At 72.0% G+C, this 14325-nt stretch carries 12 protein-coding genes; 8 read left to right on the forward strand and 4 right to left on the reverse strand.

What is annotated here, in order from left to right; translation table 11 throughout:
* Positions 1-122 precede the first annotated feature (122 nt).
* Positions 123-1790, forward strand: coding sequence for a phosphoenolpyruvate--protein phosphotransferase (ptsP, locus tag ISU07_RS22930; protein WP_194709185.1), 1668 nt, complete (start codon positions 123-125; stop codon positions 1788-1790).
* On the opposite strand, the gene ISU07_RS25000 is transcribed toward ptsP, so the two are convergent.
* The gene (locus ISU07_RS25000) at positions 1787-2575 is read right to left on the reverse strand and encodes a GNAT family N-acetyltransferase (RefSeq protein ID WP_194709186.1); all 789 of its coding nucleotides are present in this window, start codon (positions 2573-2575) and stop codon (positions 1787-1789) included. The two genes, ptsP and ISU07_RS25000, sit on opposite strands and share 4 nt — an antisense overlap.
* Positions 2572-4704 carry a molybdopterin-dependent oxidoreductase gene (locus ISU07_RS22940; RefSeq protein ID WP_194709187.1) on the reverse strand — a complete coding sequence of 711 codons (2133 nt, stop codon included), beginning with the start codon at positions 4702-4704 and terminating at the stop codon, positions 2572-2574. The genes ISU07_RS25000 and ISU07_RS22940 overlap by 4 nt, the downstream gene beginning before the upstream one ends.
* Before the next feature lie 99 nt (positions 4705-4803).
* Here ISU07_RS22940 and ISU07_RS22945 point away from each other — a divergent pair, with 99 nt between their 5' ends.
* The 3 genes from ISU07_RS22945 to ISU07_RS22955 are packed head-to-tail and all read left to right on the forward strand — an operon-like array spanning position 4804 to position 7552.
* Entirely contained in the window at positions 4804-5067 is a 264-nt protein-coding gene (locus tag ISU07_RS22945) for a DUF6458 family protein (RefSeq protein WP_194709188.1), read from the forward strand.
* A 36-nt stretch (positions 5068-5103) separates the two neighbouring features.
* Complete coding sequence (locus ISU07_RS22950) at positions 5104-6312, forward strand: molybdopterin-dependent oxidoreductase (protein WP_194709189.1); 1209 nt, start codon at positions 5104-5106, stop codon at positions 6310-6312.
* Positions 6313-6343: 31 nt separating this feature from the next.
* Positions 6344-7552, forward strand: coding sequence for a DUF480 domain-containing protein (locus tag ISU07_RS22955; RefSeq protein ID WP_323742773.1), 1209 nt, complete (start codon positions 6344-6346; stop codon positions 7550-7552).
* 7 nt (positions 7553-7559) lie between these two features.
* Here ISU07_RS22955 and ISU07_RS22960 read toward each other — a convergent pair whose 3' ends face one another.
* Positions 7560-8570: a GNAT family N-acetyltransferase gene (locus tag ISU07_RS22960; protein WP_194709190.1), complete on the reverse strand. Its 1011-nt coding sequence runs from the start codon at positions 8568-8570 to the stop codon at positions 7560-7562.
* 193 nt (positions 8571-8763) lie between these two features.
* Between ISU07_RS22960 and rpsO the strand changes: the two genes are divergently transcribed.
* The 3 genes from rpsO to ISU07_RS22975 all read left to right on the forward strand — a co-directional run bounded on the left by rpsO (position 8764) and on the right by ISU07_RS22975 (position 12868).
* The gene (rpsO, locus tag ISU07_RS22965; RefSeq protein ID WP_116572135.1) at positions 8764-9039 is read left to right on the forward strand and encodes a 30S ribosomal protein S15; all 276 of its coding nucleotides are present in this window, start codon (positions 8764-8766) and stop codon (positions 9037-9039) included.
* Between the two features lie 239 nt (positions 9040-9278).
* Positions 9279-11579: a polyribonucleotide nucleotidyltransferase gene (locus tag ISU07_RS22970; RefSeq protein ID WP_194709191.1), complete on the forward strand. Its 2301-nt coding sequence runs from the start codon at positions 9279-9281 to the stop codon at positions 11577-11579.
* Entirely contained in the window at positions 11576-12868 is a 1293-nt protein-coding gene (locus ISU07_RS22975) for a M16 family metallopeptidase (protein ID WP_194709192.1), read from the forward strand. Before ISU07_RS22970 ends, ISU07_RS22975 begins: the two co-directional genes overlap by 4 nt.
* Positions 12869-13001: 133 nt before the next feature.
* Here the strand turns inward: ISU07_RS22975 and ISU07_RS22980 are convergent, their stop codons facing one another.
* A complete protein-coding gene (locus tag ISU07_RS22980; RefSeq protein ID WP_194709193.1) occupies positions 13002-13517 on the reverse strand; it encodes a class I SAM-dependent methyltransferase in 516 nt (171 codons plus the stop codon).
* Positions 13518-13542: 25 nt separating this feature from the next.
* Here ISU07_RS22980 and dapB point away from each other — a divergent pair, with 25 nt between their 5' ends.
* A complete protein-coding gene (gene dapB, locus ISU07_RS22985; protein ID WP_323742774.1) occupies positions 13543-14307 on the forward strand; it encodes a 4-hydroxy-tetrahydrodipicolinate reductase in 765 nt (254 codons plus the stop codon).
* Positions 14308-14325: the final 18 nt, after the last annotated feature.

Raw genomic sequence — 14325 nt, forward strand, 5'->3', positions numbered from 1 at the left:
CCAGTCATGACTCAGTGGTGACCTGCGATGGCAACGGACGGAGTGTGGGTTTTGATCTGTGTTTATGTTGTTCTACGCCCGAATATGTTGACTGTCAAGGAGGCCCGCTGTTGAATGCGGGCATGACGCACCTTCAGGGGACGCCGGTCGTACCGGGCGTCGCCCACGCCCCCGCCCTTCTCGTCCGCGGGGAGGTCGACCCGGCGGCGATCGAGCGGTTCGGTGACGGCGGCTTCGCCGACGCCGACGCCGCGCTGGCAGCCTATGACGCCGCCGTCGAGGAGGTGTCGACCCGGTTCGCCGCCAAGGCCGCCAAGGCCTCCGGGGCCGCGGCGGAGGTGCTGACGGCGAGTGCCGGTCTCGCCAAGGACAAGGGCCTGCGCGGGGCGGTGCGCAAGAACCTCGCCGCTGGTACGCCGGTCGTCGGGGCCGCGCACGCGGCCGTCGAGCAGTTCGTCGCGGTGTTCACGAGCATGGGCGGCCTGATGGCCGAGCGCGCCACGGACCTGCGCGACATCGAGCGCCGGATCGTCGCCCACCTGGTGGGCGAGCCGGAGCCCGGGGTGTCGCTGCCGGCGACCCCGGTGGTGCTCGTCGCCGAGGACCTCGCGCCCGCCGACACCGCCGGCCTCGACGCGTCCATCGTGATGGCGCTGGTGACCGAGAAGGGCGGCCCGACCAGCCACACCGCGATCATCGCCCGGCAGCTGGCCATCCCCTGCGTGGTCGGCACCGCCGGGGCGCTCGAGCTCGCCAACGGCACCCGCCTGCTCGTCGACGGCACGGCCGGCACCATCGAGACCGACCCGGACGCCGACGAGGCCGACCGCCTGGTCGCCGCCGACCGCGAGCAGCGCGCCGCCCTGGCGGCCTGGGCTGGTCCGGGTGTCACCAAGGACGGCCAGCCGGTCAAGCTGCTCGCCAACGTCGCCGACGGCGAGTCGGCCCGCAAGGCCGTGCTCCAGCCGGTGGAGGGTGTCGGTCTCTTCCGTACCGAGCTCTGCTTCCTCAACCGCCAGGAGGAGCCGTCGGTCGAGGAGCAGGCCGACATCTACGCCGAGGTGCTCGAGCCCTTCGGGGAGGGGCAGTACGTCGTCGTCCGCACCCTCGACGCCGGCTCGGACAAGCCGATCGCGTTCGCGACCCACGAGGGCGAGGAGAACCCCGCGCTCGGCGTCCGGGGCCTGCGGCTGGCGTGGGGCAACCCAGCGCTGATGGAGCACCAGCTCGACGGCATCAAGGCCGCGGCCGACCGCACCGGCACCGAGACGTGGGTGATGGCGCCGATGGTGGCCACGGTCCAGGAGGCCTCGGACTTCGCCGAGCAGGTGCGGGCCCGCGGTCTGAAGGCCGGCGTGATGGTCGAGATCCCGTCGGCCGCGCTGCTCGCGCACCGCTTCCTCGAGGTGGTCGACTTCCTCTCGATCGGCACCAACGACCTGACGCAGTACGCCATGGCCGCCGACCGGATGGCCACCGACCTGGCCCACCTCACCGACCCGTGGCAGCCGGCCGTGCTGCACCTCATCGCGATCACCGCCGAGGCCGGCAAGCAGGCCGGCAAGTCGGTCGGCGTCTGCGGCGAGGCCGCCGCCGACCCGCTGCTCGCCTGCTGCCTGGTCGGCATGGGGGTGACCTCGCTGTCGATGGCCGCGGCCGCGGTCAAGGGCGTCGGCGCCCGTCTGGCGACGGTGACCAGCCTCCAGTGCCGTGAGATGGCCGAGATCGCGCTCGCGGCGTCCGACCCGGCCGCGGGCCGGGCGGCCGTGCTGGCGCACCTGGGGAGCTAGAAGCGGATCCGGTAGGTCCGCTGGGTCGTGGCGTAGCCCGCTCTCTCGTACAGCGCCCGCGCGCCCTCGTTGAACCCGAAGACGTTGAGCCCGAGCTCGCGCGCCCCGAGGTCGACGGCGGCCCGGGCGGCCGCGTCCAGGATCTCCCGCCCGTACCCCCGCCGGCGCCGCTCCTCGGCCACCTCGATGTCGTAGATGAACGCGTGGGTGCCCTCGACGAACACCCACAGGATGCCGAGGGGGACGTCGCCGTCGTACGGCGTCCAGAGGTGTTGTCCTGGTGAGTCGACGCCGTCGGGGAGCAGGTCCTGCGTGGACTCCTCGGACGCCTCGAGCGCGGCGGCCGCGTCGGTGACCGCGCCGGAGTCCACGAGGTCCTGGGCGTACCCGGTCACCAGGTGAGCCCGGTACGCCACGAACTCCTCGGCGCCCATCGGCCGCAGCGTGACCCGGGGCGGCTCGGCGACCGGTACCGCCAGGTCGAGCAGCATCTGGGTCGCCCCCAGCGTGAGACCGCGGCCGTCGACCGCGGCGGTCAGCACCGGGTCGTCGGCGCGGACGTCCAGCGCGACCGACTCCTCGCCACGCTCGCGCAACGCCTCGAGCACCGCGTCGAACGAGACCGCGGCGTCCGCGACGGGGACGTCGAGCTGGTTGACGAGCGTTCCGCCCCGGCGTACCCCGGCCGACGCGGTGCCCAGCACGGCGCCGTCGCGCCGGATCTCCCAGGTCGTGCCCTCGTCGCCCCGCGAGGTCTCGACGGCCTCGGTGACGCCGGGGATCACGCGGGCGTCACCGTGACCGGTACGCCGCTCAGCGCCGCGTTGCCCGAGAGGTCCAGTGCCTCCGGGTCGGTGAGGTCGTTGATCGACACGCCGGGCACCTTGGTGGCGCGGGAGAGACGGGTGCCGTCGACCTGGTGGCCGTAGCCGTGGGGGAGCGAGACGACGCCGGGCATCATGTCGTCGCTGGCCTGCACGTCGACGGTGACCTCGCCGACGCGCGACGCGACGCGCACCAGCGCACCGTCCGTGATGCCGCGAGCCGACAGGTCGTCGGGGTGCATGAGCAGCCGGTGCCGAGGCCGCCCTCGGTTGACCCGCTCGATGTTGTGGAACCAGGCGTTGTTGTCCTGCTTGTGCCGGCGGCCGATGAGGACCAGCCCGTCCGGGCTCGACGAAAGCCGCTCGTCGAACCAGGTGCGCAACCGCGGCAGGTCGGAGACGACCAGGTCGGGCGCCAGGTCGATGCGCTTGTCCTTCGTCTGCAGCCGCTCGGGCATCGTCGGGCGCAGCGGGCCCAGGTCGATGCCCTCGGGGTGGGCGCGCAGCTGCTTGAGCGTCGTCACGCCGTTGGTGCGCAGCAGGCCCGCGAGGATGCGCGTGGGCGTCATGGCCAGCCGCGCGCGCTGCCTCAGGCGCGTCCGCAGCGACGGGCGGCGGACCAGCCGCTTCTGCACGCGCAGCGCGAGCTCGCGGTAGATCTCGTGGTCGTGCATCGCCCCGTCCGGCTTCGGGAGCACGGCCGGGGTGAACCGCGCCGTGTTCCGCACGGCCAGCCCGTGGAACACGATGTCGTAGTGGTCGCGCTCGAGCGCGGTCGTCGGCGGCAGGATCACGTCCGCGTGGCGGGTCGTCTCGTTGAGGTAGATGTCGATCGCCGCCATGAAGTCCAGGGAGTCGAACGCCTCGCCGAGCCGTCGGCCGTCCGGCGTCGACAGGACAGGGTTCCCGGCGATGGTGAGCATCGCGCGGATCTGCCCGTCGCCGGGCGTCTCGATCTCCTCGCGCATCACCGCGGCGGGCAGCTCGCCGCCGTACTCGGGGATGCCGCGCACCCGGCTGCGCCACAGGTCGTAGTGGCCGGTGCCGACGAACCGGCGCGCGACGAAGTCCACGGCCGGCTCGGTGAACAGCACGCCGCCTGGGTGGTCGAAGCTGCCGGTCAGGATGTTGAGGCACTGGATGCCCCACTGCGCCAGCGAGCCGAAGCCCGTCGTCGAGACGCCGATCCGGCCGTACGCCGCGGAGCCGTCGGCCGCCGCGAGCTCGCGCGCCAGGCGGCGTACGTCGTCGGCCGCGATGCCGCTGACCCGCTCGGCCGCCTCGGGCGTGAACGGCTCGACCAGCTCGCGCACCCGGTCCACGTGGTCGACGTACGGCGCCGGCCTGGTCAGCCCCTCCGCGAACAGCGTGCGGACCATCGCCAGGATGACCACGGCGTCGGACCCGGGCCGGACGAACAGGTGCTCGTCGGCGACCTTGGCCGTCTCGGTGCGCCGGGGGTCGACCACGACCATGCGCCCGCCCCGGGCCCTGAGGTCGCGCAGCCGGTTCGGGAAGTCGGGCACCGTCATCAACGAGCCGTTGGAGGCCATCGGGTTGGCGCCGAACACCAGGAAGTACGACGTGCGGTCGATGTCCGGGATCGGCAGCAGCAGCTGGTGGCCGTACAGCTGCCAGGCCACCAGCTGGTGCGGGATCTGGTCGACCGAGGAGGCGCTGAAGCGGTTGCGCGTGCGCAGCGTCTTGACCATGGCCAGACCGTGGGTGGCCGAGCCGAGCGCGTGGGCGTTCGGGTTGCCGAGGTAGACGCCGATCGCGTCGCGGCCGTGCTCGTTGACGGCGCGGGCCAGGCCGTCGGCCACCAGGTCGAGCGCCTCGTCCCAGCCGATGTCGACCCACTCCGCGTCCGCGCCCTCGCCCACGCGGCGTACAGGGGTGCGGAGGCGGTCGGGGTCGGCGTGCACGTCGGCGAGCGAGACGCCCTTGGGGCAGATGTACCCGCGCGACAGCGGGTCCTGGTCGTTCCCGCGGATCGCGGTCACGCGCAGGTCGGGGCCGTCGCCCTCGACGGTGAGCTCGAGGCCGCAGATGGCCTCGCACAGGTTGCAGACGCCGATGCGCGTGGGCACGACGCCATCCTCCCACGTGGCCAGGGGTGGGCCGGGCTATCCTGCGGCTGACGCCGTCAGTGGGGCGGCGCAGGCTCGACGATCGGCGAAGGGACCAGCATGGGGTACGGACTGGGAGTCTTCCTCCTGGCGGTGGGGCTGATCTTCGCCCTGGCCGTGCAAGACAGCATCGACGCCGTGAACCTCACCCTCGTCGGCTGGATCCTGGCCGGCTGTGGCGCGTTGGTCATCGTCCTGGTGGCCCTGCAGGCCAACCGGACCCGCGGTTCCGCGACCGTGGCCACCACGACCCACGCCGACGGCACCCAGACCACGACCGAGAAGCGGACCCAGACCGACCCGCCCCCGCCGCCCACCGCCTGAGATAGTCAATAAAGTCGATCATGTTACTGTGACTGGGTGCAGCCCAGTCTCTCTCGTCGTTCGCTCCTGAGGGCCGGCGCGGCCGGCACGTTCGGCACGTTCGGCACGGTGGCCGTCGGCACCGTGGGGACCGCCGTTCCGTCGTACGCCGGCGCCCCGTTCATCCTCAAGCCGCTGCCGGCCGGGTGGTTCACCGACTTCGGCACCAACGCCGAGATGCGCTGGGACTCCGTCTCGTGGCGGGACCGGCTGACCGACCAGGCGCGGCTGTTCGTGCGCAACCACACCTCGACGCCGACCATCGACCGCGACGCGTGGCGGCTGCGTGTGTTCGGCACCGGGCTGGCCACGCCGCGGGTCGAGGCCGACGCGCTGTCGCTGTCGTACGCCGACCTGAGGGCACTCCCGGTGAGCAGCGTCACCGCGATCCACGAGTGCACGGGGAACGGCCGGTCGTTCTTCGCCTCCCAGCAGGGCACGCCGGCCGCGGGCACGGCGTGGAGGCTCGGCGCCGTGGGGGCGGTGACCTGGGAGGGCGTCCGGCTGCGCGACGTGCTGGCCCGCATCGGCGTCAGCCCGTCCGCGGTCTCGATCCAGGCCACGGGGCTGGATCCGGACTACGTGACGGGCGGCGTGAGCTACAGCGCCGTGCGCCGGCCGTTCTCCGTCGACAAGGCGTTCGACGACGCGCTGCTCGCGTGGGGGATGAACGGCGAGCCGCTGCTGCCCGACCACGGGTACCCGCTGCGCCTCGTCCTCCCCGGCTGGGTCGGCATCGGCTCGATCAAGTGGCTCGGCTCCCTGGAGGTCGCCGACACCGAACTCACCTCGCCGTGGAACACCAAGTGGTACCGGATGACCGGCGGCGCCTACCCGGCCGGCTCCCCGCCGCTGACCGTGAACCCGGTGCGCTCGGCCTGGGAGCTCCCGTGGCAGGCCACCCTCGCGGCTCGCCCCGAGATCGAGCTGACAGGTCGCTCGTGGAGTGGCGCCGGGGAGATCGCGCACGTCGACGTGAGCACCGACGGCGGCACCACCTGGCGCCCGGCCCGCCCGTTCCGCCTCGGTCACCAGGAGGCGTGGACGCAGTGGCGCCACGTCTGGACGGCGCCGACCCGCGGCGACCACGTGCTGATGGCCCGGTCCACCGACCGGGCCGGTCGCACGCAGCCGCTCGTGACGCCGTACAACGACAACGGCTACTTCTTCGACGCGGTCGTGCGGCACCCGGTCACCGTGGCCTGACCGATCTCCCGGCCCTCCCTAGGCTGGGCCCGTGCCCCTCGACCTGGACCTCGACGCCGTCGACCAGCGGGTGCTGGGCGCCCTGCTCGAGAAGCAGCGGACGGTGCCGGCGACGTACCCGATGACGCTGAACGCGCTGCGGTCGGCCTGCAACCAGACCAGCAGCCGGGACCCGGTCACCGACTACGACGAGCCGATGCTCCAGGAGCGGCTGAAGGACCTGAAGGAACGGGGCCTGGTCCGGATCGTGTGGGCGGACCGGGGCCCGCGGACGCTGAAGTACCACCAGCTGCTCGACGAGAAGCTGCCGCTCGACGAGGCCGAACGGGCGTTGCTCACCGTCCTGCTGCTCCGCGGCCCCCAGGCGCCCGGGGAGCTGAGGACGCGGACCGAGCGGTTGCACGCGTTCGCCGACCGCGGCGAGGTCGAGCAGGTGCTGCGGCGGATGGCTGCCGGCGCGGCTCCGCTGGTGCACGAGCTCCCGCGCCGGCCCGGGCAGCACGACGCCCGGTGGGTGCACCTGCTCGGTCCGGTCGAGGACGATCACGCGGCGGGGCCGGCACCGACCGGGGTCGACCGCGAGGGCGTGCTCGCCGAGGGGTCGGCCGCACGCGACGCGAAGGTGCGGGCGACCTACGACGCCGTGGCGACGGCGTACGCCGACCGGCTGGCCGCCGAGCTGGACCGCAAGCCGTTCGACCGCTGGCTCCTCGAGCGGCTGGCCGCCCTGGCAGAGGGACGCCCGGTCGTGGACGTCGGCACCGGGCCCGGCCACGTCGCGGCGTACCTCGCCGCGGCCGGCGCCGACGCCTCGGGCGTCGACCTGTCGCCCGGCATGGTCGAGGAGGCGCGTCGCCGGTTCCCGGACCTGCGCTTCTCCGTCGGCGACCTGACCGGGCTGCTGCGGCCGCCGGCGGCGTCGGGGTGGGGCGCGATCACGGCGTGGTACGCGCTGGTGCACCTCGCCGGCTCCGAGGTCGCCCCGGCCATCGGGTCCCTCGCGCGGGTGCTGGCCCCCGGCGGCTGGCTCGCCCTGGCGCTGCACGCCGGCGCCGAGGTGCACCACGCCGACGAGCTGATGGGGGAGCCCGTCGACGTCGACTTCGTGCTGCACGACCCGGAGGCCGTGGTCGCGGCGATGCGAGCCGCCGGGCTGGTGGACGTCGAGTGGTACCTGCGCGGCCCGCTCGACGGCGAGGTCGAGACCGACCGGGTGTACGTGCTGGGGCGGCACCCCTAGCCGGCGATCAGAGCCGCAGCTGCATCTCCAGCAGCCGCTCGACGTCGCGGAACCCGAGCAGCTCGTTGACGGCGTTCATGGGGGCGTTCACGCCCGCGACGGCGGTGAACACGTAGCGGCAGTCGGGGTACCGCGCCCGCACCGCCTGCAGGTTGACGAGCTTGAGGGCGAGGCCGAGCCGGTGGCCGCGGTGGCCGCGCACGACCAGGGTCCCGCCTTGGAGCGCCCGCCAGGACGCGACCTCGTTGACGAACAGCTCGGTGGTGCCCACGCAGGTGGCGTCGGCGGCGTACGCGAGGACCCCGAACTGGTGCCGCCCCGTCGCCAGGAAGCGCGCGTCGCGCTCGGCGACCCGCTCGGGCGACCACACCTCGTCGTCGAGATCGAGCTCCCCGGTCGGGGCCTCGCTGACGAACGCCTCGCCCATCTGGCAGTACCCCTCGACGAGCGGCTCGGGGACGCGGTCCTGCCAGGCCTCCAGCCGGTACCCCTCGTGGTGCGCTGCCGCCTCGGCCGCCAGGGACGGCCAGTCGGGCTCGCTCTGGCCGAGGTCGCAGACCTGGGACATCTCGGCGATGCCCAGCTCGAACCCGCGCGCCGTCAGGAAGGACTCGCCGGGACCAGGACCGTCGACGGGGGAGTACGGCGAGGTCATCAGCACCGTGCGTCCGCTCGCCCGGGCGCGGTCGGTCACGGTGGCGAGGAGGGCGGACCCGACCCCGCGGCGTCGGTGGTCCGGGTGGACGAACAGGCTCATCATCACCGCGACGTGCTGGTTGTCGAGGTGGGGGAGCGCGAGCTGGGCCATGCCCACCACCTCGCCGTCGAGGCTGGCGGACCAGATCACGTCGTCCTGGTCCTCGCGCGGCGTGGTCCAGGTGCGCAAGGCGGTCGGCCACGGCGCCCACACCTCGAACGGCCGGTCGGCGCGCGCCGCGGCCGACACGTCGAACAGGGCGTGCAGCAGCGGCTCGTTCGCGGGGTCGAACGGGTCGACCTCGGCAAGGGCGGGATCCATGCCCGAACCGTAGGGACGACCGGGGACACCGCGCTCCTCGATTTAGCCGCTCCGTCACCGCGTTGATAGCCTGCAGCGGTTGTCCCACGGAGAAATACTGGGGACACCACCGCCGTGCAATCGGCCGCGGATTCCAGTGCCCGGGTGAACAGGCCCCGGCGCGCCGCGCAACGAGAACCGAGAGGAGCCCCGCATGTCGATCGGAACCGACGCGGAGACCAAGAAGAAGATCATCGCCGAGTACGCCACGACCGAGGGCGACACCGGTTCCCCCGAGGTGCAGATCGCGCTGCTCAGCCACCGCATCAGCCACCTCACCGAGCACCTCAAGCAGCACAAGCACGACCACCACAGCCGTCGTGGGCTGCTGCTCCTGGTGGGTCAGCGCCGCCGGCTGCTGAACTACCTGCAGAAGACCGAGATCGAGCGCTACCGCTCGATCGTCGAGCGTCTCGGCCTGCGCCGCTGACGCTGGACACACCCCGGGGAAGGGCCCGCTCAGCGGGCCCTTCGCTACATTTACAAGAGAAAACATCCACAGGAGCGATCCGCGAGGCAGCCTCCGGTCCTCGGTAGTGATCTTCAGAACCCGCCCCCGGTCCAGCGCGAACAGGGGCGTGCGCTCTGCGGGTCTCGATCGAAGACCGGCTCTCACAAGACGCGGGTCATGTCGCGGGATCGCTCCGCGCACAGATAGGAGAGCCGTTCGTGGCTCAATCCACCCCAAGCAATTCGTCAGAACCCGTCATCAGCGCCGTCGAGACGACGATCGACAACGGCAAGTTCGGCACCCGCACCATCAAGTTCGAGACCGGCCTGCTGGCCCGCCAGGCGGCCGGTGCCGTCACGGCGTACCTCGACGACGAGACGATGCTGCTGTCGGCCACCACCGCGGGCAAGACGCCCAAGGACCAGTTCGACTTCTTTCCCCTGACGATCGACGTCGAGGAGCGGATGTACGCCGTGGGCCAGATCCCCGGCTCGTTCTTCCGCAGCGAGGGTCGTCCCGGCGAGGACGCGATCCTCACCTGCCGCCTGATCGACCGCCCGCTGCGCCCGACGTTCAAGAAGGGCCTGCGCAACGAGGTCCAGGTCGTCATCACCGTCCTGGCCCTTGACCCGGCGATGCCCTACGACGTGCTGGCGATCAACGCCGCGTCGCTGTCCACCCAGCTCTCCGGCCTGCCGTTCTCCGGCCCGGTCGGCGGCGTGCGCGTCGCGCTCATCGACGGCCAGTGGGTGGCGTTCCCGTCCCACGGCCAGCTCGAGGACGCCGTCTTCGACATGGTCGTCGCAGGCCGCGTGACCGAGACCGGCGACGTCGCGATCATGATGGTCGAGGCCGAGGCCACCGAGCAGACCTGGAACCTCGTGCAGTCCGGCGCCCAGGCGCCGACCGAGGAGATCGTCGCCGGCGGGCTCGACGCCGCCAAGCCGTTCATCAAGCAGCTCTGCGAGGCGCAGGCCCAGCTGGCCGCCGAGGCCGCCAAGCCGGTCATGGACTTCCCGGTCTTCCTCGACTACGAGGACGACGTGTACGCCGCCGTCGAGGCCGCCGCGAAGGCCGACACCGCCGCCGCCCTCCAGATCCCGGGCAAGCAGGACCGCGAGGAGCGCCTCGACGAGATCAAGGCCGTCGTCCTCGAGAAGGTCGCCCCCGAGTTCGAGGGCCGCGAGAAGGAGATCGGCGCGGCGTTCCGCTCGCTGAACAAGTCGCTGGTCCGCGAGCGCGTGCTGCGCGACAAGGTCCGCATCGACGGTCGCGGCTTGGCCGACATCCGTCCGCTGCACGCCGAGGTCGCGGTGATCCCGCGGGTCCACGGCTCGGCGCTGTTCGAGCGCGGCGAGACCCAGATCCTGGGCGTCACCACGCTGAACATGCTCACGCTCGAGCAGAAGCTCGACACCCTGTCGCCGGAGAAGACGCGCCGCTACATGCACAAGTACGTCTTCCCGCCGTTCTCCACCGGTGAGACCGGTCGGGTGGGCTCGCCCAAGCGCCGCGAGGTCGGCCACGGTGCGCTGGCTCGACGGGCGATCCTGCCCGTGCTGCCGACGCGTGAGGAGTTCCCCTACGCGATCCGCCAGCTCTCCGAGGCGATGGGCTCCAACGGCTCCACCTCGATGGGCTCGGTCTGCGCCTCGACGCTGTCGCTGCTCCAGGCCGGTGTCCCGCTGAAGGCGCCGGTCGCCGGCATCGCGATGGGCCTCATCTCCGGCGAGGTCGACGGCGAGACGTCGTACGTCGCGCTGACCGACATCCTCGGTGCCGAGGACGCCTACGGCGACATGGACTTCAAGGTCGCCGGCACCCGTGAGTTCGTGACGGCCCTCCAGCTCGACACCAAGCTCGACGGCATCCCGGCGGAGGTGCTGGCCGCGGCGCTGACCCAGGCCCGCGGCGCTCGCCTGGCCATCCTCGACGTGATGGCCGAGGCCATCGACGCGCCCGAGGAGATGTCGATCTACGCCCCGCGGATCATCACCATCAAGATCCCCGTGGACAAGATCGGTGAGGTCATCGGCCCCAAGGGCAAGATCATCAACCAGATCCAGGACGACACCGGCGCCCAGCTGACGATCGAGGACGACGGCACGATCTACATCGGTGCTACCAACGGCGAGGCGGCCGAAGCGGCCAAGAACGCCGTGAACGCGATCGCCAACCCGACGATGCCCGAGATCGGCGAGCGCTACCTCGGCACGATCGTGAAGACGACCAACTTCGGTGCCTTCGTCTCGCTGATGCCCGGCAAGGACGGCCTGCTGCACATCACCAAGCTGCGGGCCCTCGTGGGTGGCAAGCGCGTCGACAACGTCGAGGACGTCGTCTCGGTGGGCCAGAAGATCCAGGTCCAGATCGCCGAGATCGACGACCGCGGCAAGCTGTCGCTGGTGCCGGTCGTCGACGAGGACAAGGCGGCTGACTCGGACGAGCCGTCCGTGGACGCCGGTGCACCCGCTGGCCAGCCGGTGGCCACGCCGGACCCGGCCTCCGACGAGGAGTGACCAGCACCAAGACCCTGCAGACGGTCCGCGACGCCACCGGACAGGTGACGTCGCGGGTCCGTCGTACGGTCCTGCCCGGAGGCCTGCGCGTCATCAGCGAGCAGGTCGCCGGGGCTCGGTCCGCGAGCATCGGCGTGTGGGTCGACGTCGGGTCCCGTGACGAGACGCCGGCGCTGCACGGCTGCTCGCACTTCCTCGAGCACCTGCTCTTCAAGGGGACCGACGAGCGCTCGGCGCTGGACATCTCGGTGGCCCTTGACGCGGTGGGCGGCGAGTTCAACGCCTTCACCGCCAAGGAGTACACCTGCTTCCACGCGCGGGTCCTGGACGAGGACCTGCCGCTGGCGATCGACGTGCTCGGCGACATGATCACGTCCTCGACGATCTCGGCCGCGGACGTCGAGGCCGAGCGCGACGTGATCCTCGACGAGATCGCGATGCACGACGACGACCCGGACGACGTGGTGCACAACCTGTTCGCGTCGCAGGCCTACGGCGACTCGCCGCTCGGCCGCCCGATCGCCGGCACCGAGACCTCCATCAAGGAGATGTCGCGCGAGCAGATCTGGCGGTTCTACAAGCGGCACTACGCCGCCCCGCACATGGTCGTCGCCATCGCCGGCAACCTCGACCACGCGAGCTGCGTGCGCCGGGTGCGGAAGGCGTTCGCCCGCAACGGCTTCCTGGACGCCGCGGCCGCGCAGCCGGCCGAGCCCCGTCGCGGGAAGGTACGTCGCGGGGTCGCCGGCTCCGCGTCGGCCACGCGCCCCTTCGAGCAGGTGAACCTCGTGCTCGGCGTCAACGGCGTACCCCGTGGCGACGACCGCCGCTACGCCCTCGGCGTCCTGAACACCGCGCTCGGGGGAGGTACGTCGTCACGGCTGTTCCAGGAGGTGCGCGAGAAGCGCGGCCTGGCGTACTCCGTGTTCTCCTTCGCCTCGCACCACGCCGACGCCGGCCTGGTCGGCGTCTCCGTCGGCTGCCTGCCGGCGAAGCTGGACGAGGTGCTGTCCGTGGTCCGCGCCGAGCTCTCCCGGGTGGCCGCCGACGGCCTCACCGACGAGGAGCTCCAGCGCGGCAAGGGCCAGCTCCGCGGCGGCCTGGTCCTCGGCCTGGAGGACTCCGGCTCCCGGATGTCCCGCTTGGGCAAGGGGGAGCTCGTCGGCGACCCCCTGCTCAGCATCGACGAGGTCATCACCCACATCGACGCCGTCACCCTGGACGACGTACGCCTCCTCGCCAAGGAGCTCTTCTCCCAGCCGGAGATCCTCGCCATCGTCGCGCCGTAGGTCGGCCGGGTCGGGGGTGCCAGTAATCGCGCGATCGCGCGGGAATTGCAGATTTCGGACGCCCAAAGCTGCCATAACCGCGCGATCGCGCGATCTCCGGCACCCGAGCAGCCAGGGCCCAGGACGGAACCAATCAGCGCTTGCCGATGATGGCGACGACGGGTGGGGCCTTCTGCTCGACGAGGGACACCCGGAAGCCGCCCTCCTCGAGCGACTTGGTGGCCTTGGTGACGATGTTGGGGACCAGCTCGCGCTGGGCGGCCTCGTAGAAGAGGTACACCGCCCCGCCGGGGAGGACCCGCTCGTGCAGGAGGGCGACCTCGTCGGCGCACTTGCGCACCCAGAACAGGTTGACGTTGAACGCGAAGACCTTGTGCAGGCGCTTCACCGGCACCCGCAGGGTGGCCAGGTCGATCTGGCGGACGGTCAGGCGGCCCGACTCGACGTACTTCGCGCAGCGCCGCTTGGTGCGGTCGACGCCCGACTCCGACCGGTCGATGGCGAACAGCTTGCCGGACTCGAGCCGCTCGCAGATCAGCTCCGCGGCCGCGCCGGGGCCGCAGCCGATCTCGAGGATGCTGTCGCCTGGCTGAGGGTCCATCAGGTCGACGGCCCACTTGATCCGCGGGGGGATCAGCGTCTTCGCCATGGCCCCAGCCTGCCAGAATCGCCCGGTGAGCGAGAGCACCCGGGCCAGCATCAAGGTCGGCGTCATCGGCGCACGCGGCAAGGTCGGCGCCGAGGTGTGCCGCGGCGTGGAGGAGGCCGACGGCCTCGAGCTCGTCGCGCAGGTCGACATCGGCGACGATCTCGGGGCCCTCGAGGCCGCCGGTACCCAGGTCGCCGTCGACTTCACGCACCCCGACGCGGTGCTGGCGAACCTCGAGCACTGCATCGCCCACGGCATCCACGCGGTGGTCGGCACGACCGGGTTCGACGAGGAGAAGCTCGAGGCCGTACGCCGCCTGCTGGACGCCGCGCCCGGCGTCGGCGTGCTGGTCGCCCCGAACTTCTCCATCGGCGCGCTGCTGATGATGCGGTTCGCCGAGCTGGCCGCCCCGCACTTCGAGTCGGTCGAGATCATGGAGATGCACCACCCGGACAAGGCCGACGCCCCCTCGGGCACCTCCCGGCGTACGGCGCAGCTCGTCGCCGCGGCCCGGCGCGCGGCCGGTCTCGGGCCGGTGCCTGACGCCACCGCGAGCGGCCTCGAGGGCGCCCGCGGCGCGGACGTCGACGGCATCCGCGTGCACAGCCAGCGGGTGCGCGGGCTGGTGGCGCACCAGGAGGTGCTGCTCGGCGCCCCGGGCGAGACCCTGACCATCCGGCACGACTCCCTCGACCGGGTGAGCTTCGTGCCCGGGGTGCTGGCAGGCGTGCGCGCCGTCGCCGACCACCCCGGCCTCACCGTCGGCCTCGAGCACTACCTGGGGCTCTAGCAGGACTTCTGCAGGTTT

The sequence above is a fragment of the Nocardioides islandensis genome (assembly GCF_015352455.1).
GTDB classification, from domain to species: domain Bacteria; phylum Actinomycetota; class Actinomycetes; order Propionibacteriales; family Nocardioidaceae; genus Nocardioides; species Nocardioides islandensis.

Bases quoted from the DNA above. Each gene is read 5' to 3' on its own strand.
- ptsP (WP_194709185.1), top strand. From the start codon at position 123: ATGACGCACCTTCAGGGGACGCCGGTCGTACCGGGCGTCGCCCACGCC.
- ISU07_RS22960 (WP_194709190.1), bottom strand. From the start codon at position 8,570: ATGGATCCCGCCCTTGCCGAGGTCGACCCGTTCGACCCCGCGAACGAG.
- ISU07_RS22945 (WP_194709188.1), top strand. From the start codon at position 4,804: ATGGGGTACGGACTGGGAGTCTTCCTCCTGGCGGTGGGGCTGATCTTC.
- ISU07_RS22980 (WP_194709193.1), bottom strand. From the start codon at position 13,517: ATGGCGAAGACGCTGATCCCCCCGCGGATCAAGTGGGCCGTCGACCTG.
- rpsO (WP_116572135.1), top strand. From the start codon at position 8,764: ATGTCGATCGGAACCGACGCGGAGACCAAGAAGAAGATCATCGCCGAG.